This window comes from Hydrogenophaga pseudoflava (assembly GCF_031020795.1).
Lineage (GTDB): Bacteria > Pseudomonadota > Gammaproteobacteria > Burkholderiales > Burkholderiaceae_C > Hydrogenophaga > Hydrogenophaga pseudoflava_A.
The window spans coordinates 344759-365503 of sequence record NZ_JAVHJP010000002.1; the positions used below are offsets into that span (position 1 = coordinate 344759).

Consider the following 20745-nt stretch of genomic DNA (forward strand, 5'->3'; position numbering starts at 1 on the left):
GTCGCCTGCGGCGCCTGTGGGCGCCGCGTGTCAGGCGCGCGGGTGGCGAAATTGGTAGACGCACCAGGTTTAGGTCCTGACGCCAGCAATGGTGTGGGGGTTCGAGTCCCCCCCCGCGCACCACAGCACCGACAGACAGATCCTCACCGGCCGGCCTCGCTGGTCGACCGCTTTCCTGAATGGAGATAACCATGACCGTGACCGTTGAAACCCTGGAGAAGCTGGAGCGCAAGATCACCCTGACGCTGCCGGCCGACGTGATCCAGAACGAGGTGGCCAAGCGCCTCAAGCGCCTGGCCCGCGATGTGAAGATGGACGGCTTCCGTCCGGGCAAGGTGCCGATGAACGTGGTGGCCCAGCGCTATGGCTATTCGGTGCACTACGAGGTCATGAACGACAAGGTCGGCGAGGCGTTCGCCAATGCTGCCGGCGAGGCCAAGCTGCGCGTGGCCGGTCAGCCCCAGATCACCGAGAAGGAAGGCGCTCCCGAAGGTCAGCTGACCTTCGACGCGGTGTTCGAGGTCTACCCCGAAGTGAAGATAGGTGACCTGTCGACCGCCGAGATCGAAAAGGTCAGTACCGAGGTGAGCGACGCTGCCATCGACCGCACGCTGGACATCCTGCGCAAGCAGCGCCGCACCTTCGCCCAGCGCGCCGCCGACCAGGCCGCGGCCGACGGCGACCGCGTGACCATCGACTTCGCCGGCAAGATCGACGGCGAAGCCTTTGAGGGTGGCAAGGCCGAGGGCTTCCAGTTCATCGTCGGCGACGGCCAGATGCTCAAGGAATTTGAAGACGCCGTGCGCGGCATGAAGTCGGGTGAGTCCAAGACCTTCCCGCTGCCGTTCCCGGCCGATTACCACGGCAAGGACGTGGCCGGCAAGACCGCAGACTTCCTGGTGACGGTCAACAAGATCGAAGCCGCCCACCTGCCCGAAGTGGACGAGGCGCTGGCGAAGTCGCTGGGCATTGCCGATGGCACGGTCGAGGCCCTGCGCGCCGACATCAAGAAGAACCTGGAGCGCGAAGTCAAGTTCCGCGTCCAGGCCCGCAACAAGCAGGCCGTGATGGACGCCCTGGTGGCCAAGGCCGAGCTGGACCTGCCGAAGTCGGTGGTGCAGTCCGAGGTCGACCGCCTCGTCGAGGGTGCCCGTGCCGACCTCAAGCAGCGCGGCATCAAGGACGCCGACAAAGCCCCGATCCCCGCCGAGCTGTTCCAGGAGCAGGCCGAGCGCCGCGTGCGCCTGGGCCTGGTGGTGGCCGAACTGGTCCGCGCGCATGAGCTGCATGCCAAGCCCGAGCAGATCAAGGCCCACATCGAAGAGCTGGCCTCCTCCTACGAGAAGCCGGCCGATGTGGTGCGTTGGTACACCAGCGATAACCGCCGGATGGCCGAGGTCGAGGCGGTGGTGATCGAGAACAACGTCACCGAGTTCGTGCTGTCCAAGGCCAAGGTGACCGACAAGGCGGTCGGTTTCGACGAACTGATGGGCCAGGCCTGAGGGTCTGCGCGGCGCCCGTCGCCGTGACAGGACATCGGAAGGGCGGAGCGATCCGCCCTTCTTGTTTTGGGGCCACCTTGTGTTTTGTCATGGGCACGCCATATGCAAGCCTCAGGCAAAACCGACGCCCGGCTCGCGGCTTTGTCGGGTTGGTTACAGTAGTGACATTCACGCACTCACATATGGAGAAACGCATGAGCGCAATGGACATTCAGGGTCTGGGCATGGTGCCCATGGTGATCGAGCAGTCGGGCCGCGGCGAACGCGCCTACGACATCTATTCGCGTCTGCTCAAGGAGCGCGTGATCTTCCTCGTGGGGCCGGTGAACGACCAGTCGGCCAACCTGGTGGTGGCGCAACTGCTGTTCCTGGAGAGCGAGAACCCCGACAAGGACATCTCCTTCTACATCAACTCCCCGGGGGGCTCGGTGAGCGCCGGCATGGCAATTTTCGACACCATGAATTTCATCAAGCCGGACGTGTCCACGCTCTGCACCGGCATGGCCGCCAGCATGGGGGCCTTCCTGCTGGCAGCCGGCGCCAAGGGCAAGCGTTTCGCTCTGCCGAACTCGAAGATCATGATTCACCAGCCGCTGGGTGGCACGCAAGGCCAGGCGACCGAGATCGAGATCCACGCGCGCGAGATCCTCAAGACCCGCGAGCAGCTCAACAAGATCCTGGCCGAGCGCACCGGCCAGCCGCTGGAAAAGATCGAGCGAGACACCGAGCGCGACTACTACCTCAGCGCCGCCGAATCGGCTGAGTACGGTCTGATTGACAAGGTGATCGAGAAGCGTCCGGTGGCGGGCTGATCGGCCGTCGCGACCAATACCATCATGAACAAGAGCCCTTCCAGCAGCGGATTTCGCCCTGAATGGGGCCCTTTTCCTTGGTTTCGGGCCCGGCGGGCTTGAACTATCATTGTTTCCAACGTTTCCTCCACCAGGTAGCACCACCTCCAGACCATGGCCGACAAAAAAGCCGCTTCCGGCGAAAAGGCACTCTATTGCTCGTTCTGCGGCAAAAGCCAGCATGAGGTGAAGAAGCTCATCGCAGGTCCGTCGGTGTTCATCTGCGATGAATGCATCGATCTGTGCAACGACATCATCCGTGACGAGTTGCCCGGGCTGGAGTCGGTCAAGACGGCGTCCGACGATCTGCCGACACCGGCCGACCTGAAAGCCAATCTCGACAGCTACGTCATCGGACAGGAAACCGCCAAGCGCGCGCTGGCGGTCGCGGTCTACAACCATTACAAGCGTCTGCGGCACAAGCAGTCCGCGCGCAAGGACGACGTCGAGCTGGCCAAGAGCAACATCCTGTTGATCGGGCCCACCGGCTCGGGCAAGACCCTGCTGGCTCAGACCATGGCCCGCATGCTCAACGTGCCGTTCGTCATGGCAGACGCGACCACCCTGACCGAGGCCGGGTACGTCGGCGAGGATGTCGAGAACATCGTCGCCAAGCTCCTGCAAAGCTGCAACTACGATGTCGAGCGCGCTCAACAAGGCATCGTTTACATCGACGAGATCGACAAGATCACGCGCAAGTCGGACAACCCGTCGATCACGCGCGACGTCTCGGGCGAGGGGGTTCAGCAGGCGCTGCTGAAGCTGGTCGAAGGCACCATGGCCAGCGTGCCGCCACAGGGTGGCCGCAAACACCCCAACCAGGATTTTCTGCAGGTCGACACCACCAACATCCTGTTCATCTGTGGCGGCGCCTTCGCGGGTCTGGAAAAGATCATCGAGAACCGCACCGAGGCGTCGGGTATGGGTTTCGGTGCGGTGGTCAAGAGCAAGCAGCAGCGCAGCCTGACCGAAGCTTTCAAGGACATTGAGCCGGAGGACCTGATCAAGTTCGGGCTGATCCCGGAACTGGTCGGCCGTCTGCCTGTGATTGCCAGTCTGGCAGAACTCAGCGAAGAAGCTCTGGTTGAAATCCTCACCGAACCCAAAAACGCGGTGGTCAAGCAGTTTTCGCGGCTACTTGCGATGGAAGGCGCTGATCTGGAAGTGCGGCCCGCTGCCCTCAAGGCGATTGCCCGCAAGGCGCTGGTGCGAAAGACCGGTGCCAGGGGCCTGCGTTCCATACTGGAAAACGCCCTGATCGACACCATGTTCGAACTGCCAGGGATGAGCAATGTGGAGAAGGTGGTGGTCGACGAGTCCACCATCGAAGAGAACAAGCCGCCCCTGCTGGTGTACCGCGAAGCGGCCAAGCAGGCCTGATTGCGTGCGTCGAGAGGGCGAGAGCAAGCGGTGTGCGGCACCCGCTTTCGCCTGTCAAACATCTAGAGGTCTGATATGTCCGGACAAGTCCCCCTGCCCAGCACGCCCGTAGACCTGCCACTGTTGCCTTTGCGCGATGTGGTGGTCTTTCCCCACATGGTGATTCCGCTGTTTGTCGGACGGCCCAAGAGCATCAAGGCGCTGGAGGCCGCCATGGAGGCCGAGCGCCGCATCATGCTGGTGGCACAGAAGGCAGCCGCCAAAGACGAGCCGTCCACTGAAGACATGTTCGAGATGGGGTGTGTGGCCACCATCCTGCAGATGCTCAAGCTGCCCGACGGCACGGTCAAAGTGCTGGTCGAAGGGGTTCAGCGCGCCAAGGTGCTGTCGATTGCGGACGGAGAAAGCCACTTCGTGGCCCATGTCACGCCCATCGACCCGTCGCAGGAACGCTCTGTCACGCAGACCAATGAACTGGAGGCGTTGCGCCGGGCCGTGATGCAGCAGTTTGACCAGTACGTCAAACTGAACAAGAAGATCCCTTCGGAGATCCTGACCTCGATCTCCAGCATCGACGATCCCGGGCGGCTGGCCGACACGATCGCTGCACACCTGCCCCTGAAGCTGGAGTCCAAGCAGGTGGTGCTGGATCTCGACCCGATCAACAAGCGGCTGGAAAACCTGTTTGAACAGCTGGAGCGCGAGGTCGACATCCTGAACGTCGACAAGAAGATTCGTGGTCGCGTCAAGCGCCAGATGGAGAAGAACCAGCGCGATTTCTATCTGAACGAGCAGGTCAAGGCTATCCAGAAGGAACTCGGCGAAGGCGAGGAAGGCGCCGACATCGAGGAGATCGAGAAGAAGATCAAGGCTGCCAAGATGCCCGCCGAGGCGCGCAAGAAGGCAGAGGCCGAGTTCAAGAAGCTCAAGCTGATGTCTCCCATGTCGGCCGAGGCCACGGTGGTGCGCAACTACATCGATGCGCTGGTGGCCCTGCCGTGGAGCAAGAAGACCAAGATCAAGCACGATCTGGCCTATGCCGAGGGCGTCCTGAACGAAGACCACTATGGCCTGGAGAAGGTCAAGGACCGCATCCTTGAATATCTCGCGGTGCAGCAGCGCGTCGACAAGGTCAAGGCGCCGATTCTGTGCCTGGTGGGCCCTCCCGGGGTGGGCAAAACTTCGCTCGGCCAGTCGGTGGCCAAAGCGACCGGGCGCAAATACGTGCGCATGGCGCTTGGCGGCATGCGCGATGAGGCAGAGATTCGCGGTCACCGGCGCACCTACATCGGTGCCATGCCCGGCAAGGTGCTCCAGAGCCTGTCCAAGGTCGGCACCCGCAATCCGCTGTTCCTGCTGGATGAAATCGACAAGCTGGGGACCGACTTCCGCGGCGACCCGTCCTCTGCGCTGCTGGAGGTGCTCGACCCCGAGCAGAACCATACCTTTGGCGATCACTACGTCGAGGTCGACTTCGATCTGTCGGATGTGATGTTCGTGGCGACATCCAACTCGATGAACATCCCACCGGCTCTGCTGGACCGGATGGAGGTGATTCGCCTATCGGGCTACACCGAAGACGAAAAAACCAACATCGCCATGCGTTACCTGCTGCCCAAGCAGGTGAAGAACAACGGCATTCGCGACGGCGAGCTGGAAGTCAAGGAAGAGGCGGTGCGCGACATCGTGCGCTACTACACACGCGAAGCCGGCGTGCGCTCGCTTGAGCGCGAGCTCTCCAAGATCTGCCGCAAGGTGGTCAAGGGTCTGCTGCTCAAGAAATACGCGCCGACGGTGGTGGTCGATGCCGACAACCTTAGCGACTTCCTGGGCGTGCGTAAGTACACCTACGGCCGTGTCGAGCAGCAGAACCAGGTGGGGCAGGTGGTCGGGTTGGCGTGGACCGAGGTGGGTGGCGACCTGCTGACCATTGAGGTCGCCATCATGCCGGGCAAGGGTGGCACCATTCGTACCGGTTCGCTGGGTGACGTTATGAAGGAGTCCGTGGAGGCTGCGCGAACCGTGGTCCGCAGCCGCGCGCGTCAACTCGGCATCAAGGACGAGCAATTTGACAAGCGCGACATTCACATCCACGTTCCCGATGGAGCGACGCCCAAGGACGGACCCAGTGCCGGGGCGGCCATGACCACCGCTCTGGTGTCGGCGCTGACCGGCATCCCGGTGCGGGCCGATGTCGCCATGACGGGTGAGATCACCCTGCGAGGCGAGGTCACCGCAATTGGTGGCCTGAAAGAAAAAATGCTGGCGGCCCTTCGTGGGGGCATCAAGACCGTGATCATTCCTGAAGAGAACGTCAAGGACCTCGCCGAGATCCCCGAAAACGTCAAGCAGGGTCTGGAGATCGTTCCCGTCAAATGGATCGACAAGGTGCTGTCAATTGCCCTTGAACGGCAGCCCGTGCCCCTGACCGAAGAGGAGGTGGCGGCGCAGGTCGCCGCTGCCGCTGGGAGTACCCCTGCGCCGGCGCCTGGTGCAGTCAAACACTGAGCAAAAAATGAGGGGGGTCTTGAAAAAGACTCGTTTTTTGCGCTAGAATTTCAGCTTCTGACGAACTTCACCAATCGTCAGAAAACTGCGGGAATAGCTCAGTTGGTAGAGCGCAACCTTGCCAAGGTTGAGGTCGCGAGTTCGAACCTCGTTTCCCGCTCCAGTTTGAAAAGGGAAGCCCGGCTTCCCTTTTTTGTCGGTTGCATCTCCGCGGTCTCCGCGGTGGTGAATCGGGCGCGATAGCAAAGCGGTTATGCAACGGATTGCAAATCCGTCTAGTCCGGTTCGACTCCGGATCGCGCCTCCAGTCGTACTGGATTTTTGCGGGAATAGCTCAGTTGGTAGAGCGCAACCTTGCCAAGGTTGAGGTCGCGAGTTCGAACCTCGTTTCCCGCTCCACTCATCACAAACGGGAAGCATTGCTTCCCGTTTTTCTTTTCGGGCCCGTGTGCGTGGCCTCTGCCGGAGATCCGCAGGAGTCGCCCCGGATGAACCTGCGACAATGCCTCGCAGTCCGCCTCGATGGTGAAATTGGTAGACACAGCGGACTTAAAATCCGCCGACCCTAACCGGTCGTACCGGTTCGATTCCGGTTCGAGGCACCACGCCCACCGCCCGACTATGCGTGGGGCGCTTTCGCCGCTACAGTGAGTTTCCATGACCCGATACAACGCGCCGTTCGAGATCCATGTGCACGGGGATGTTCCTCTGCGCGAGGACGTGGCCTATGCCCAGATTCAGGACGCGCTCAAGCCCCTTTGGCAGTACGCCGGCGCACGTTCCCTGGCTGCTGCGGCCGAGAGTGCCTATGAGGACGAGCCGGGTATCCGTTTTGACGCCCAGGAGCATGTACTGCAGATGTGCTGGACGGTTCCAGGCGACGAGGACTTCAGGCAGGTGATCGAAGAAGCCTGTATGGGGCTGAACGAAATCGCTTCCGCCGGAGCGCCGATCGAGGTGTCGTTCTACGACACCGAGTTCGATGAAGAAGAAGCACCCGAAGATGAAGAAGCGCGCGACGACTTCATGATGTGCTTTGTCGGGCCTACACCGGCTGCCATCATGCAGGTTCAGCGCGATCTGCTGGTGCAGGACGTGGTGCACATCATGGAGCGGCATTTCGATGCGTCGGAGCTCAACGACGTGGTGGCCTCGATCGACCGGCTGTTCAACCAGCGGTTCGACGCCCTCGTGAATTCGATGCAGTTGGGCCGTCCGCCCCGTGGCCACGGTGGTTCATCGGGGCATGGAGGAGGGCGCAAGCCGCGCCACCTTCACTGACCCATGCCGAGGGCGGTGGCCAATGCCCTGAACCCTGGCGTGCGAAAGCGCGAGGTGTTTGCCTGGGCCATGTACGACTTCGCCAACTCCGGGTATACAACGGTCGTTCTTACGGCCGTTTTTTCTGCGTACTTCGTGGGGGCGGTGGCACAGGGGGCTTCGTGGGCCACCCTTGCATGGACCGCGAGTCTGAGCCTCTCTTACGCAATCGTGATGCTCACCATGCCAGTGATGGGTGCCTGGGCGGACCGCCGCGGCGCCAAGAAGCGTCTTCTGGCCGTGAGCACCATCGGCTGCGTCCTGGCCACGTTGGGCTTGTCCCAGGTGGGGCCCGGGGATGTCGTCCTCGGCATGATCCTCATCGTGTCGTCCAACGTCTTTTTTTCATGGGGAGAATCGCTGAGTGCGGCGTTCCTGCCCGAGTTGGCCCGTCCGGAGGCGCTCGGACGGGTCAGTGGCTGGGGATGGAGCTTCGGTTACCTTGGTGGCATGCTGGCACTGGGCTTGAGCCTCATGCTTGTGATCCAGGCGCAGGCGGCTGGACAGCAGGCGACACAGTTCGTTCCCAAGACGATGTGGATCACTGCGGGGGTGTTCTCCATCGCGTCCTTGTGCACCTTTGTGTGGTTGCATGAGCGGGCGCCTCGCCATGCCGGTGGGGGAGTCGGTCATGCCTGGTCCCAGTTGTTGGTGACCTACCGCCGCGCCCGCGAGTACCGGGACTTCATGTGGCTGATGGCCTGTGCGGTGGCCTATCAGGGTGGCGTGGCCGTCACCATCGCGCTGGCCGCCATCTACGCGGAGCAGGTGATCGGTTTTGTCCAGCAGGAGACCATGGTGCTGATCTTTGTGCTGAACATTGCCGCGGCTGTTGGCGCTTTCGCCTTTGGCCATTGGCAAGACAGGATCGGACACAAACGTGCCTTGAGCGTGACGCTGCTGGGATGGATGGCGACCTGTGTGATCGCCGCTCTCACGACCACCAAAGGGGGTTTCTGGTACGCAGCGGCCATTGCCGGCCTGTGCATGGGGTCGAGCCAGTCGGCCGGGCGGGCCCTTGCCGGACTGTTCGCGCCGGCCGCGCAACTGGCCGAGTTCTATGGGCTGTGGACCTTTGCCACACGACTGGCCAGCATCATCGGTCCGTTGACCTATGGTGCCATCGCCTGGGGCACAGGTGGCAACCAGCGACTGGCGATCGCGTCCACCGCTGCCTTGTTCTTCATCGGATGGTTGCTGCTCCAGCGGGTAAATGTTGAGCGCGGGCGGCAGGCAGCGCTGGCCTCTGCAACCTGACCGCATTGGTTCGCGGGCGCCAGATCAGCAAGTGAACTGCTGACCGGAAACGTCGAGGCCCAGCCACCGGTGGGCCGCACGGGCCAAGGGTTGCGGATCTCCAGTCGAGAGCAATGTGACACCTGGATGCACACCGGAGCCGTGTTTGCGTGCCGGCAGGTCTTTCAGCACCGCCTGAGTGCGGCGCGCCACCGGCGCGCCGGTCTCCACCAGTGCAACCTCCGGACCGATGAGCGCACGCAGCTCGTCGGCGGCGAATGGATAGTGGGTGCAGCCCAGCACGAGGGTGTCGATTTCCGGGAGATTCTTTTCACTGGCCTTGAGCGCCTCCCAGTACCGTTTGCAGAGGGTCTGTATGGCCGCTTTGTCATCGCGCTCGATGGCGTCGGCCAGCCCGTCGCAGGCTTGGCTGCTGAAGTGCAATGGTGAGCCTGAGCCGCCTTCCAAGCGCTCGCGCAGCCGGGCGTATCGATCGCTCTCGACGGTGCCCCTCGTGGCCATGACGCCGACATGGCCGGTTCGGGTGAGGGCGGCGGCCGGTTTGAGCGCCGGTTCGACTCCCACGATCGGCCACTCCGGATGCTCTGCGCGGAGGCCTTCGATGGCAAGCGCCGTGGCCGTGTTGCAGGCGACCACCAGCGCATCGATGCCGAAGTGGTGGCGCAGCCCGTCGGTGATGCGATGGGCGCGCTCGGCCACCTGCAGCGGGCTGCGCTCGCCGTAGGGGGCGTGGGCCCCATCGGCAAGGTACACGTAGTGCGCCTGCGGCATTTCAGCCAGGAGTGCGCGCAGCACGCTCAGCCCGCCGACGCCGCTGTCGAAGACGCCGACGGTCTTCAAGCGGCAGCGACCGGAATGCCCTTGAATTCGCCGTAGGCGATGCGCTTCTCCCACTCGGCCGGACCGGTGATGTGGGCGCTGGTGCCGCCGGCGTCGACCGCCACCGTGACCGGCATGTCGACGACGTCGAATTCGTAGATCGCTTCCATGCCCAGGTCCTCGAAGCCCACCACCTTGGCGGCCTTGATGGCCTTGGAGACCAGGTAGGCGCTGCCGCCCACGGCCATCAGGTAGGCGCTCTTGGCGTCCTTGATGGCGTCGATGGCGGTAGGGCCGCGCTCGGCCTTGCCCACCATGGCGATGAGGCCGGTCTTCTCCAGCATCATGCGGGTGAACTTGTCCATGCGAGTGGCGGTGGTCGGGCCGGCGGGGCCGACGACCTCTTCGCGCACCGGATCGACCGGGCCCACGTAGTAGATGACACGGTTGGTGAAGTCCACCGGCAAGGTCTCGCCCTTGGCCAGCATGTCCTGGATGCGCTTGTGCGCGGCGTCTCGGCCGGTCAGCATCTTGCCGTTGAGCAGCAGGGTCTGGCCCGGCTTCCAGCTGGCCACTTCTTCCTTGGTCAAGGTGTTGAGGTCGACGCGTTTGCTCTTGTTGTAGTCGGGTGCCCAGTGCACGTTGGGCCACAGGTCCAGGCTAGGCGCGTCCATATAGACCGGGCCGGAGCCGTCCATCACGAAGTGGGCATGGCGCGTGGCCGCGCAGTTCGGGATCATCGCGATCGGCTTGGAAGCGGCATGCGTGGGGTAGGTCTTGATCTTGACGTCCAGCACGGTGGTCAGGCCGCCCAGGCCCTGAGCGCCGATGCCCAGCGCGTTGACCTTCTCGTACAGCTCGATGCGCAGTTCTTCAAGCTTGTTCTGCGGGCCGCGCTGCAGAAGTTCGTACATGTCGATGTCGTCCATCAGCGCTTCCTTGGCCAGCAGCGCCGCCTTCTCGGCGGTGCCGCCGACGCCGATGCCGAGCATGCCCGGCGGGCACCAGCCGGCACCCATGGTGGGCACGGTCTTGAGCACCCAGTCGACGATGTTGTCGCTCGGGTTGAGCATGTAGACCTTGGACTTGTTTTCCGAACCGCCGCCCTTGGCCGCGACGATGACGTCGACCTTGTCACCCGGCACGACGTCCATGAACACGACGGCCGGCGTGTTGTCCTTGGTGTTCTTGCGCTCGAAGATCGGATCGCTCAGCACCGAAGCTCGCAGCTTGTTGTCCGGGTTGTTGTAGCCGCGGCGCACGCCTTCGTCGATGGCGTCCTGGATGCTGCCGGTGAAGCCCTCCCATTTCACGTCCATGCCGATCTTGAGGAACACGTTGACGATGCCTGTGTCCTGGCAGATCGGCCGCTTGCCTTCGGCGCACATGCGCGAATTCGTGAGGATCTGCGCGATGGCGTCCTTGGCGGCGGCGCTCTGTTCGCGCTCGTAAGCGCGGGCGAGGTGGGCGATGTAGTCGGCCGGATGGTAGTAGCTGATGTACTGCAGCGCAGCGGCGATCGACTCGATGAGATCGTTCTGGCGGATGGTGGTCATGGGGCGGTTCCGTTCTGGGGCTGTCGAAGAATCAGTGGTCGGCCTTGTCGGCCACCGGGTGCATGATCCGGTCGGTGGCTGCGATGGCCATGGCGCTGAGCAGGAAGACCACGTGGATGATGGTCTGCCACATCAGCACCTTCTGGTCGTAATTGGCGGCGTTGATGAAGGTCTTGAGCAGGTGGATGGAGCTGATGCCGATGATGGCGGTGGCAAGCTTGACCTTGAGCACCGAGGCGTTGACATGGCTCAGCCATTCCGGCTGGTCGGGGTGGTCTTCCAAGTGCATGCGGCTGACGAAGGTCTCGTAGCCGCCGACGATCACCATGATGAGCAGGTTGCTGATCATCACCACGTCGATCAGCGCCAGCACCACCAGCATGATGATGGTCTCGTTCAGGGCGGTGACCTCGAAGCTGTCCTTGTAGCCAATGCTCTTGACGAGAGCGGCGAGCGCGTTCTGGTTGCCGAAGGCCGCTTCGATCAGGTGAACCAGCTCCACCCAGAAGTGGTAGACATAGATCGCCTGGGCCGCGATCAGGCCGATGTAGAGCGGCAGTTGCAGCCAGCGGCTGGCGAAAATCAGATTGGGGAGGGCGCGTGTGGAACCGGGGGTTTTGACGGGGTCGCTCATGGGCAGGGTAGGGATTAGACTCGCGCTGGCTCAGGGCTTGCGCACTGTTCGGAATTGTAGAAGCCCCCGCCATCGGGGTGACTGCAAATGGTCTCAGGATGCGCCAGTCCATGTAAGTGGCTCGTAAGAGCCCTTGCGCACATTCGCCCGGTTCTTTGTTCCCCACCCCCAGAGGAGACCTGTACATGTCCACGCCTTCGTCGTCGATTGAATCCACCCTGGTCGAAAACCGCGTCTTCGAACCGTCCGAAGCCACACGCAAGGCTGCCCGGATTTCGGGGATGGAGGCCTACAACGCCCTGTGCGCGGAGGCGGAGAAAGACTTCGAGGGCTTCTGGGCCCAGCGTGCCCGTGAAACCCTGTCCTGGCACAAGCCCTTCACCAAGGTGCTGGACGAGTCCAACAAGCCCTTCTACAAGTGGTTCGAGGACGGCGAACTGAACGCCTCCTACAACTGCCTGGACCGCCACATGGGTACGCCGGTGGAGAACAAGACGGCGATCATCTTCGAGGCCGACGGTGGCGAGGTCACGAAGGTCACTTACAAGGAACTGCTGGCGAAAGTGTCGCAGTTTGCGAACGCGCTGAAGGCGCGCGGCGTGAAGAAGGGTGACCGCGTCGTCATCTACATGCCCATGACCATTGAGGGCGTGGTGGCCATGCAGGCCTGCGCCCGTATCGGTGCCACGCACAGTGTGGTGTTCGGCGGCTTCTCCGCCAAGGCGCTGCAGGAACGCATCCAGGACGCTGGCGCCGTCGCCGTGATCACCGCCAACTACCAACTGCGCGGCGGCAAGGAACTGCCGCTGAAGTCCATCGTGGACGAAGGCATCGCCATGGGCGGTTGCGACACGATCAAGGACGTGATCGTGTTCCAGCGCACGCCGACCGCCTGCAACATGGTGGCCGGTCGCGACAGCTTCATGCACGATGTGATGGCGGGCCAGTCGAGCGACTGCCCGGCGGAGATGGTGAGCGCCGAGCATCCGCTGTTCGTGCTCTACACCTCCGGTTCCACCGGCAAGCCCAAGGGCGTGCAGCACAGCACCGGCGGCTACCTGCTGTGGGCCAACATGACCATGAACTGGACCTTCGACCTGAAGGACAGTGATGTGTTCTGGTGCACGGCCGACATCGGCTGGATCACCGGTCACAGCTACGTGGCCTACGGTCCGCTGGCCGCGGGCGCCACGCAGATCGTGTTCGAAGGCGTGCCGACCTACCCGAACGCCGGCCGCTTCTGGCAGATGATCGAGAAGCACAAGTGCACGATCTTCTACACCGCCCCGACGGCCATCCGCTCGTTGATCAAGGCCGCCGAAGGCGACGAGAAGGTGCACCCCAAGAACTGGGACCTGACCAGTCTGCGCCTGATGGGTTCGGTCGGTGAACCGATCAACCCCGAGGCCTGGATGTGGTACTACAAGCACGTGGGCGGTGAGCGTTGCCCGATCGTGGACACCTTCTGGCAGACCGAGACCGGCGGCCACATGATCACCCCGCTGCCGGGTGCCACGCCGCTGGTGCCGGGTTCCTGCACGCTGCCGCTGCCGGGCATCACTGCCGCCATTGTGGATGAGACGGGCAACGATGTGCCCAACGGCGCGGGTGGCATCCTGGTGGTCAAGAAGCCCTGGCCTTCGATGATCCGCACGATCTGGGGCGACCCGGAGCGTTTCAAGAAGAGCTACTTCCCCGAAGAGCTCAAGGGGTATTACCTGGCCGGTGATGGCGCCGTGCGCAGCGCCGACCGGGGTTACTTCCGCATCACCGGCCGCATCGACGATGTGCTGAACGTGTCGGGTCACCGCATGGGCACGATGGAAATCGAGTCGGCCTTGGTTGGCAAGACCGATCTGGTGGCCGAAGCCGCCGTGGTGGGACGTCCGGACGATCTGACCGGCGAAGCCATCGTGGCCTTCGTGGTGCTCAAGCGGGCCCGTCCCACCGGCGATGAGGCCAAGGCGATCGCCAAGGAACTGCGAGACTGGGTCGGCAAGGAGATCGGCCCGATCGCCAAGCCCAAGGACATCCGCTTTGGCGACAATCTGCCCAAGACCCGTTCCGGCAAGATCATGCGCCGCCTGCTGCGGTCGATCGCCAAGGGCGAGGCCATCACCCAGGACACCTCCACGCTGGAGAACCCGGCCATCCTGGACCAGCTGTCCGAGAACAACTGACGGCCGCTGAGTGCCCGGCGCTTCATGCGCCGTGGCGCCCAATAAAAAAAAGCCCGCTGGACTCCAGCGGGCTTTTTTTTATTGTTTTATTGGTTTGTCGGCAGACCGATTACTTCTGGCTCAGCACCCAGGCGGCCAGCTTCTTGGCTTCGGCGTCGCTGACCTGCGTGTTGGCCGGCATGGGGATCGCGCCCCAGACGCCGGAGCCACCCTTGACGATCTTGTTCGCCAGCATGTCGGCGGCCTTGGCATCGCCCGCGTACTTCTTGGCGACGTCCTTGTAGGAGGGGCCCACCAGCTTCTTGTCGACTGCATGGCAGGCCATGCAGTTCTTGGCGGTGGCCAGAGCCTGATCAGCCATGGCAGAGGTGGAAATTGCCGCCATCGCAGCCATAATCATCAGAGCGCGTTTCATGGTGTTGTCCTCGTGGGTAGAAGTGAGAAGCTCACGAGCGGCGATTCTAGCGAGTCGGCGGGGGGCGACCGAAGCTCCTTTACAGAAGTTTGCCCGGCTTTATCGGACCTTTACCGGAGGGTGTGATGTATTTGCTGATTCTCGGAATTGGCCTGTTGCTGATGAGGTATCTGGAGATCGGTTTCATGGCCGGCGTGTCCTGGTGGTGGGTCGCCGTGCCTTTCGGATTGACGGTGGCCTGGTGGGCATGGGCAGACACCACCGGCTACACCAAGCGCAAAGAGGTGGAGAAGATGGACCGGAAGAAGCAGGCGCGCATCGACAAGCAGCGGGAGGCCCTCGGCATCCGGACACGCAGGCGCTGAACCGCACCGCTTCGCGTCCCCCTTGCTCCGGCCGGGCTTTCCGTTTTGTGGCGATGGGCGCTGCGGGATAATCCCGTTCTCTCCGCTCGCGATCCGAACACCAACGTCTCTCGCCCCATGCCCGCCTACCGTTCCAAGACCTCCACCGCCGGCCGCAACATGGCCGGAGCCCGCGCCCTCTGGCGCGCCACCGGCATGAAGGACGGCGACTTTGCCAAGCCCATCATCGCCGTCGCCAACAGCTTCACTCAGTTCGTGCCCGGGCACGTCCACCTCAAAGACCTGGGCCAGCTCGTCGCACGCGAGATCGAGGCCGCGGGGGGCGTGGCCAAGGAGTTCAACACCATCGCCGTGGACGACGGCATTGCCATGGGCCACGACGGCATGCTGTATTCGCTGCCCAGCCGCGACCTGATCGCCGACTCGGTGGAGTACATGGTCAATGCCCACTGTGCCGACGCGCTGGTGTGCATCTCCAACTGCGACAAGATCACCCCTGGCATGCTGATGGCCGCGATGCGACTGAACATTCCCGTGGTGTTCGTCTCTGGTGGCCCGATGGAGGCCGGCAAGGCCAAGCTGGCCAATCCGCAGACCCAGACCATCGAGATCAAGAAGCTCGATCTGGTCGATGCGATGGTGATGGCCGTGGACAGCAAGGTGAGCGAGGCCGACCTGGCCGAGGTCGAGCGCTCGGCCTGCCCGACCTGCGGCTCCTGCTCAGGCATGTTCACCGCCAACTCCATGAACTGCCTGACCGAAGCGCTCGGCCTTTCGCTGCCCGGCAATGGCACGGTGGTGGCCACGCATGCGGATCGCGAGCAGCTGTTCAAGCAGGCGGGCCGTTTGGCCGTGACGCTGTGTGAGCGTTATTACGAGCAAGGCGACGAGGCGGTGTTGCCGCGATCGGTGGGCTTCAAGGCCTTCGAGAATGCGATCACGCTGGACATCGCCATGGGCGGCTCGACCAACACCATCCTGCACCTGCTGGCCATCGCGCAGGAAGCCGGGATCGACTTCACCATGGCCGACATCGACCGCCTCTCGCGCGTCGTGCCGCAGCTGTGCAAGGTCGCGCCCAACACCAACAAGTACCACATCGAAGACGTTCACCGCGCCGGAGGCATTATGGCCATCCTGGGTGAACTTGATCGTGCGGGCAAGCTGCACACCGACGTGCCGACGATCCACAGCAAGACCATGAAGGACGCGCTGGACCAGTGGGACATCGCGCGCAATCCCTCGGACGCCGTCAAGACCTTCTACATGGCCGGCCCGGCCGGCATTCCCACGCAGGTCGCTTTCAGCCAGGCGACCCGCTGGCCGAGCCTGGACCTGGACCGGGCCGAGGGGTGTATCCGCTCCTTCGACCACGCGTTCTCGAAAGAGGGGGGCCTGGCGGTGCTGCGTGGCAACATCGCTCTGGACGGTTGCGTGGTCAAGACGGCGGGCGTGGACGAGTCCATCCTGGTGTTCGAGGGCTCGGCCTACGTCACCGAGTCGCAGGACGAGGCGGTGGCAGACATCCTCGCCGACAAGGTGAAGGCCGGTGACGTGGTCATCGTTCGCTACGAAGGCCCCAAGGGCGGCCCCGGCATGCAGGAGATGCTCTACCCCACGAGCTACATCAAGTCCAAGGGCCTGGGCAAGGCCTGCGCACTGCTGACCGACGGCCGCTTCTCGGGTGGTACCTCGGGCCTGTCCATCGGCCACGTCTCGCCCGAGGCGGCGGCCGGTGGCGCCATTGGTCTTGTGCGCAATGGCGACCGCATCCGCATCGACATTCCCAGCCGCAGCATCAATGTGCTGGTGAGCGACGAGGAACTGGCCCAGCGCCGCGCCGAACAGGATGCCAAGGGCTGGAAGCCGGTCCAACCGCGCCCGCGAAAGGTCACGGCCGCACTCAAAGCCTATGCTTTGCTGGCGACGTCTGCCGACAAAGGGGCCGTCCGCGACCTGTCCATGCTCGACTGACCGGATCAGGTCATGGCCTGCGTGCACAATCGCAGGCCATGCTGATTCATCCCCAGATTGATCCCGTCGCCCTGCAGCTTGGCCCGCTGGCCGTCCACTGGTACGGGCTGACCTACCTCGCTGCCTTCGGGCTGTTCATCCTGCTCGGGCGTGCCCGCCTGAAGCACGAGCCTTTTGCCTCCATCCGCACGCCCAGGCCTTGGGAGGGCAAGGATGTCGAGGACATCCTGTTTCTCGGGGTCATGGGGGTGGTGCTGGGTGGCCGCCTCGGGTATTGCCTGTTCTACAAGCCCGCCTATTACCTCAGCCATCCGCTGGAGATCTTTGCGGTCTGGGAGGGCGGCATGAGTTTTCACGGCGGCATGCTGGGCGTGCTGGTGGCGATGGCCTGGTACGCGCGCAGCCGCGGGCGCCCCTGGCTGCAGGTGATGGACTTCGTGGCACCGTGCGTGCCCACCGGTCTGGCGGCCGGGCGGGTGGGAAATTTCATCAACGGCGAACTCTGGGGGCGGGTGGCCGACCCGTCGCTGCCCTGGGCCATGGTGTTTCGCGGCGCGGGCGACCTGCCGCGGCATCCCTCGCAGGTCTACCAGTTCCTGCTGGAAGGATTGCTGCTGTTTGTTCTGTTGTGGTGGTACGCGCGCAAGCCGCGTGCGACGGGGCAGGTGGGCGGCGCATTCCTGTTCGGCTACGGCCTGTTCCGCTTCTTTGCCGAATTTTTCAGGGAGCCGGACGCGCACCTGGGACTGCTGTCCCTGGGCATGAGCATGGGGCAGTGGCTGTGTGTGCCCATGATCCTGGGCGGTGCCGCGCTGTGGATGTGGGCTGGGCGGCGCGGCTGAGCCTATCGCGCCTGTTGCGAGGGTTTGCACGGGTTTGTGCCCGTTGACGGAGTTTCTAGAATTATCTGTAATTACAGGTAATCATGAAGGGTGTTCGTCATGCGACTGGTGCTCAATTCCCTGCACGACGAGGTGGCCGCCAAGCTGCGCGACCGGATCTTTGCCGGCGACCTGGCGCCGGGACGCTTCATCGACGAGCCTGCGCTTTGTGCGGAGCTGTCGATTTCGCGCACCCCCTTGCGAGAGGCCCTCAAGGTTCTGACCGCCGAAGGCCTGGTGCGGCATGAGCCGCGACGCGGCTGTTTCGTCAGCGAGATCACCGAACGGGATCTGGACGAGATCTTCCCGGTCATCGCCCTCTTGGAGGGGCGGTGCGCGTTCGAAGCCGCCAACAACGCGACCGACGCGGACCTGCTGGCGCTGGAGCAGCTGCACGACCGCCTGCAGCGCAGCGCCAAGGCCAAGCGCATCACTGAGTACTACGAGACCAATTTCGCGATCCACGAGGCCATCATCGTGCTGGCCAACAACCGCTGGCTGGCGCAGGTGATCGGCGACCTGCGCAAGATCGTCAAGCTCGCGCGCCTGCAGCAGCTGCACGCACCCGGCCGGCTGGAGCAGAGCCTGTCGGAACACATGGCGGTGTACGCCGCGCTCAAGGCCAGGGACGCCGAGGGCGCAGAGGCAGCCATGCGAACCCACCTGACCCGCCAGCGCGTGGCGCTGCGCGACCTCGCCCGTCTCCACACTTCGAGGATTTCCGCATGAACACCCGGGAATGGCTGAGCGAACGTGTTTCGCGCCTGCGCGCGCCGGCCGGGGGGCCTCCGCCACCGCCGGCGCGGTCTACTCAGGAGCGGCTCAAGGCCCGTCTGCGTCAGGGAGAAGAGGCCCTCTCGCCCCGCGCGCTGCGCCACAAGCTCGACGAGCTCAAGGGCATCGTGGACCCGCTGGTCAGCGAGGTGGAGGGCGGCCGCCGTGCGGGGGAGCTCATTGACTGGTACGCCAGCGCTTCGCCGGCCCACCGCCGCGACCTGTGGCTGCTCATGAGCGAGCGTTTCGTGGCCGACCCGGAGCAGGTCAAGACGGCGCAGCAACAATACGCGGCCGCGGTGGGCACGCCGGACGAAGCCGCCGCCGAGGTGCTGTACCGCCGTGCCACCGTGTCGCCGCGCCGGCGGCTGCTGCAACGCTTCAGCGCGCATCCGGACGGCATTCCTTTCCTGGTCAACCTGCGCGCCGAGATGCAGCCCCAGCTCAAGACCGACAAGCGCCTGCTCGCGCTGGACGTGGAGATGGAGTACATGTTCTCCACTTGGTTCGATGTCGGCTTCCTGGAGTTGCGCCGCATCAGCTGGGACTCACCTGCGTCGCTGGTGGAAAAGCTGATCAAGTACGAGGCGGTGCACGACATCCGCAGCTGGGGAGACGTGAAGAACCGCCTGGACAGCGACCGTCGCTGCTACGGCTTTTTCCACCCGCGCCTGCCGGGCGAGCCGCTGATCTTCGTCGAGGTGGCGCTGATCAATGAGATCGCCTCCAGCATCACACCGCTGCTCGACGAGTCCGCCGCCCCGGCCGATCTAGACCGTGCGACCACGGCGATTTTCTATTCCATCAGCAACACGCAGCTGGGGCTGCGCGGCGTGAGCTTCGGGGACTCGCTGATCAAGCGTGTGGTCGAGAGCCTGCACGAGGAGTTTCCCCGCCTCAAGACCTTCGCCACGCTCTCACCGATCCCGGGGCTGCGCGCCTGGCTGAACAGGCACGCGCCCGCCGAGCTGCTGCAGGCCTGGGAGGTGGCGCTTGAACTGGAGGAGAAGTCGCCGCCGCGGGTGGCTCTCAAACAGTGGGCAGCTCGCTACCTGGCACAAGAACTTCAGGAGGGCAAGCCGCTGGATGCGGTGGCGCGGTTCCACCTGGGCAACGGTGCGCGCATCGAGCGCCTGAACTGGGCCGCCGACCCGTCAGCCAAGGGACTCAAGCAGTCTTATGGCCTGATGGTCAATTACCTCTACGACGTCAAGAGACTCGACAAGAACCGGGCCGCCCTGGCACAGGGGAAGGTGCCCGTCGCCCCCGCGATCAAGGACCTGCTGCCCTGACGCGAAACGCTTTCACCACAACCACAACGGAGACAAACCCATGCAACAGCAAGGATTCAAGCGGCGCGATGTGCTGCGCGCGGTCGCGGCCAGTGCCGCGGTGTACGGCACAGTGGGCCATGCCCAGAGCACCTGGCCCTCCAAGCCGGTCACGATGGTCGTGCCTTTTCCGGCTGGGGGGGGCACCGATGCCTTCGCGCGCCCGATGGCGGCACAGTTCACCAAGATCAGCGGCAAATCCCTGGTGATCGACAACCGCGGCGGCGCTGGCGGAACATTGGGCGCCGGCATCGCCGCCAAGGCCGCACCGGACGGCTACACCCTGTTCATGGGCGCGGTGCACCACACCATCGCGCCCAGCATGTACCCCAAGCTGGACTACGACCTGGAGCGCGATCTGGTGCCGCTCATCCTGGTGGCCAGCGTGCCGCAGGTGCTGGTGGTCAATGCCAAGAAGCACGGCGGGATGGACTTCAAGGCCTTCCTGTCCGAGATCAAGGCCAACCCCGGCAAGCTCAATTACGGCTCGGCCGGCGGCGGCACCTCGCACCATCTCGCTGGCGAGCTGTTCAAGCAGCAGAGCAAGACCTTCATCACCCACATCCCGTACCGCGGCGCGGGTCCGGCGCTCAACGACCTGATCGCCGGCAACGTGGACATGATGTTCGACGGCCTGGGCTCGTCGGCGGGCCACATCAAGGGCGGCCGCATCAAGGCGCTGATGGTCTCCGGCACCAAGCGCAACGCGGCCTTCCCGGATGTACCCTGCGCGGCCGAGCTGGGTCTTCCCGAGTACACGGTGACCACCTGGTATGGCATCTGGGCACCCAAAGGCACGCCGGCCGATGCACAGGCGCGTGCCGTCGAAGAGATCCGCAAGGCGGTGCAGGCCGACGAGGCGAAGACGGTATGGGCCTCCCAGGGGGCCGAGTTCCCCAACCTCACCGGCGCCCAGTTCGACGGATTCGTCAAGACCGAACTGAAGAAGTGGGCGCAGGTGGTCAAGGCTTCGGGTGCGAAACTCGACTGATCTGCAT

Annotated in this window: 17 protein-coding genes and 5 tRNA genes; 18 read left to right on the forward strand and 4 right to left on the reverse strand. The window is 63.8% G+C overall.

Features of this window, described 5'->3' with window-relative positions; all coding sequences use genetic code 11:
• The first annotated feature begins 36 nt into the window (after positions 1–36).
• The 11 genes from RCO38_RS07355 (at position 37) to RCO38_RS07405 (ending at position 8818) form a co-directional block, all read left to right on the forward strand.
• A tRNA-Leu gene (locus tag RCO38_RS07355) sits at positions 37–123 on the forward strand.
• 68 nt (positions 124–191) lie between these two features.
• The gene (gene tig, locus RCO38_RS07360; RefSeq protein WP_308327657.1) at positions 192–1502 is read left to right on the forward strand and encodes a trigger factor; all 1311 of its coding nucleotides are present in this window, start codon (positions 192–194) and stop codon (positions 1500–1502) included.
• Positions 1503–1696: 194 nt separating this feature from the next.
• Entirely contained in the window at positions 1697–2314 is a 618-nt protein-coding gene (gene clpP / locus RCO38_RS07365; RefSeq protein ID WP_308327658.1) for an ATP-dependent Clp endopeptidase proteolytic subunit ClpP, read from the forward strand.
• A 153-nt stretch (positions 2315–2467) separates the two neighbouring features.
• Positions 2468–3733 carry an ATP-dependent Clp protease ATP-binding subunit ClpX gene (clpX, locus tag RCO38_RS07370; protein WP_308327659.1) on the forward strand — a complete coding sequence of 422 codons (1266 nt, stop codon included), beginning with the start codon at positions 2468–2470 and terminating at the stop codon, positions 3731–3733.
• Between the two features lie 75 nt (positions 3734–3808).
• The gene (lon, locus tag RCO38_RS07375) at positions 3809–6241 is read left to right on the forward strand and encodes an endopeptidase La (RefSeq protein WP_308327660.1); all 2433 of its coding nucleotides are present in this window, start codon (positions 3809–3811) and stop codon (positions 6239–6241) included.
• 87 nt (positions 6242–6328) lie between these two features.
• A tRNA-Gly gene (locus RCO38_RS07380) sits at positions 6329–6404 on the forward strand.
• 70 nt (positions 6405–6474) lie between these two features.
• Positions 6475–6548: transfer RNA gene (locus RCO38_RS07385), tRNA-Cys, on the forward strand.
• Positions 6549–6564: 16 nt separating this feature from the next.
• Positions 6565–6640: transfer RNA gene (locus RCO38_RS07390), tRNA-Gly, on the forward strand.
• 117 nt (positions 6641–6757) lie between these two features.
• Positions 6758–6846 (forward strand) — tRNA-Leu (locus RCO38_RS07395).
• Between the two features lie 52 nt (positions 6847–6898).
• Positions 6899–7522 (forward strand): DUF6806 family protein, encoded by a 624-nt coding sequence (locus tag RCO38_RS07400; RefSeq protein WP_133157047.1) that lies wholly within the window; start codon positions 6899–6901, stop codon positions 7520–7522.
• Positions 7523–7591: 69 nt separating this feature from the next.
• The gene (locus RCO38_RS07405; protein ID WP_308327661.1) at positions 7592–8818 is read left to right on the forward strand and encodes an MFS transporter; all 1227 of its coding nucleotides are present in this window, start codon (positions 7592–7594) and stop codon (positions 8816–8818) included.
• A gap of 24 nt (positions 8819–8842) precedes the next feature.
• On the opposite strand, the gene murI is transcribed toward RCO38_RS07405, so the two are convergent.
• The 3 genes from murI to RCO38_RS07420 are packed head-to-tail and all read right to left on the reverse strand — an operon-like array spanning position 8843 to position 11827.
• Positions 8843–9658 (reverse strand): glutamate racemase, encoded by an 816-nt coding sequence (murI, locus tag RCO38_RS07410; RefSeq protein WP_308327662.1) that lies wholly within the window; start codon positions 9656–9658, stop codon positions 8843–8845.
• Complete coding sequence (locus tag RCO38_RS07415; protein ID WP_308327663.1) at positions 9655–11193, reverse strand: fumarate hydratase; 1539 nt, start codon at positions 11191–11193, stop codon at positions 9655–9657. Before RCO38_RS07415 ends, murI begins: the two co-directional genes overlap by 4 nt.
• Positions 11194–11224: 31 nt before the next feature.
• A complete protein-coding gene (locus RCO38_RS07420; protein WP_308327664.1) occupies positions 11225–11827 on the reverse strand; it encodes a TIGR00645 family protein in 603 nt (200 codons plus the stop codon).
• 185 nt (positions 11828–12012) lie between these two features.
• Here RCO38_RS07420 and acs point away from each other — a divergent pair, with 185 nt between their 5' ends.
• Complete coding sequence (gene acs, locus RCO38_RS07425) at positions 12013–14007, forward strand: acetate--CoA ligase (RefSeq protein WP_308327665.1); 1995 nt, start codon at positions 12013–12015, stop codon at positions 14005–14007.
• Between the two features lie 109 nt (positions 14008–14116).
• On the opposite strand, the gene RCO38_RS07430 is transcribed toward acs, so the two are convergent.
• Positions 14117–14422: a c-type cytochrome gene (locus tag RCO38_RS07430; RefSeq protein WP_308327666.1), complete on the reverse strand. Its 306-nt coding sequence runs from the start codon at positions 14420–14422 to the stop codon at positions 14117–14119.
• Between the two features lie 125 nt (positions 14423–14547).
• Here RCO38_RS07430 and RCO38_RS07435 point away from each other — a divergent pair, with 125 nt between their 5' ends.
• From RCO38_RS07435 to RCO38_RS07460, 6 genes are all read left to right on the forward strand, one after another.
• On the forward strand, positions 14548–14787 hold the full coding sequence (locus tag RCO38_RS07435) for a TIGR04438 family Trp-rich protein (protein WP_308327667.1): 240 nt from the start codon (positions 14548–14550) through the stop codon (positions 14785–14787).
• A gap of 117 nt (positions 14788–14904) precedes the next feature.
• Positions 14905–16761: a dihydroxy-acid dehydratase gene (ilvD, locus tag RCO38_RS07440; protein ID WP_308327668.1), complete on the forward strand. Its 1857-nt coding sequence runs from the start codon at positions 14905–14907 to the stop codon at positions 16759–16761.
• Between the two features lie 38 nt (positions 16762–16799).
• The gene (gene lgt / locus RCO38_RS07445; RefSeq protein WP_308327669.1) at positions 16800–17603 is read left to right on the forward strand and encodes a prolipoprotein diacylglyceryl transferase; all 804 of its coding nucleotides are present in this window, start codon (positions 16800–16802) and stop codon (positions 17601–17603) included.
• A 99-nt stretch (positions 17604–17702) separates the two neighbouring features.
• Positions 17703–18371 carry a GntR family transcriptional regulator gene (locus RCO38_RS07450; RefSeq protein ID WP_308327670.1) on the forward strand — a complete coding sequence of 223 codons (669 nt, stop codon included), beginning with the start codon at positions 17703–17705 and terminating at the stop codon, positions 18369–18371.
• Positions 18368–19708 carry a malonyl-CoA decarboxylase domain-containing protein gene (locus RCO38_RS07455; RefSeq protein ID WP_308327671.1) on the forward strand — a complete coding sequence of 447 codons (1341 nt, stop codon included), beginning with the start codon at positions 18368–18370 and terminating at the stop codon, positions 19706–19708. Before RCO38_RS07450 ends, RCO38_RS07455 begins: the two co-directional genes overlap by 4 nt.
• 40 nt (positions 19709–19748) lie before the next feature.
• Positions 19749–20738 carry a Bug family tripartite tricarboxylate transporter substrate binding protein gene (locus RCO38_RS07460; RefSeq protein WP_308327672.1) on the forward strand — a complete coding sequence of 330 codons (990 nt, stop codon included), beginning with the start codon at positions 19749–19751 and terminating at the stop codon, positions 20736–20738.
• The last annotated feature ends 7 nt before the right edge of the window (positions 20739–20745 follow it).

Bases quoted from the DNA above. Each gene is read 5' to 3' on its own strand.
- RCO38_RS07400 (WP_133157047.1), top strand. From the start codon at position 6,899: ATGACCCGATACAACGCGCCGTTCGAGATCCATGTGCACGGGGATGTT.
- clpX (WP_308327659.1), top strand. From the start codon at position 2,468: ATGGCCGACAAAAAAGCCGCTTCCGGCGAAAAGGCACTCTATTGCTCG.
- lgt (WP_308327669.1), top strand. From the start codon at position 16,800: ATGCTGATTCATCCCCAGATTGATCCCGTCGCCCTGCAGCTTGGCCCG.
- clpP (WP_308327658.1), top strand. From the start codon at position 1,697: ATGAGCGCAATGGACATTCAGGGTCTGGGCATGGTGCCCATGGTGATC.
- acs (WP_308327665.1), top strand. From the start codon at position 12,013: ATGTCCACGCCTTCGTCGTCGATTGAATCCACCCTGGTCGAAAACCGC.
- lon (WP_308327660.1), top strand. From the start codon at position 3,809: ATGTCCGGACAAGTCCCCCTGCCCAGCACGCCCGTAGACCTGCCACTG.
- RCO38_RS07405 (WP_308327661.1), top strand. From the start codon at position 7,592: ATGTACGACTTCGCCAACTCCGGGTATACAACGGTCGTTCTTACGGCC.
- ilvD (WP_308327668.1), top strand. From the start codon at position 14,905: ATGCCCGCCTACCGTTCCAAGACCTCCACCGCCGGCCGCAACATGGCC.
- RCO38_RS07435 (WP_308327667.1), top strand. From the start codon at position 14,548: ATGTATTTGCTGATTCTCGGAATTGGCCTGTTGCTGATGAGGTATCTG.
- RCO38_RS07430 (WP_308327666.1), bottom strand. From the start codon at position 14,422: ATGAAACGCGCTCTGATGATTATGGCTGCGATGGCGGCAATTTCCACC.
- tig (WP_308327657.1), top strand. From the start codon at position 192: ATGACCGTGACCGTTGAAACCCTGGAGAAGCTGGAGCGCAAGATCACC.
- RCO38_RS07455 (WP_308327671.1), top strand. From the start codon at position 18,368: ATGAACACCCGGGAATGGCTGAGCGAACGTGTTTCGCGCCTGCGCGCG.
- RCO38_RS07420 (WP_308327664.1), bottom strand. From the start codon at position 11,827: ATGAGCGACCCCGTCAAAACCCCCGGTTCCACACGCGCCCTCCCCAAT.
- RCO38_RS07450 (WP_308327670.1), top strand. From the start codon at position 17,703: ATGCGACTGGTGCTCAATTCCCTGCACGACGAGGTGGCCGCCAAGCTG.
- RCO38_RS07460 (WP_308327672.1), top strand. From the start codon at position 19,749: ATGCAACAGCAAGGATTCAAGCGGCGCGATGTGCTGCGCGCGGTCGCG.
- RCO38_RS07415 (WP_308327663.1), bottom strand. From the start codon at position 11,193: ATGACCACCATCCGCCAGAACGATCTCATCGAGTCGATCGCCGCTGCG.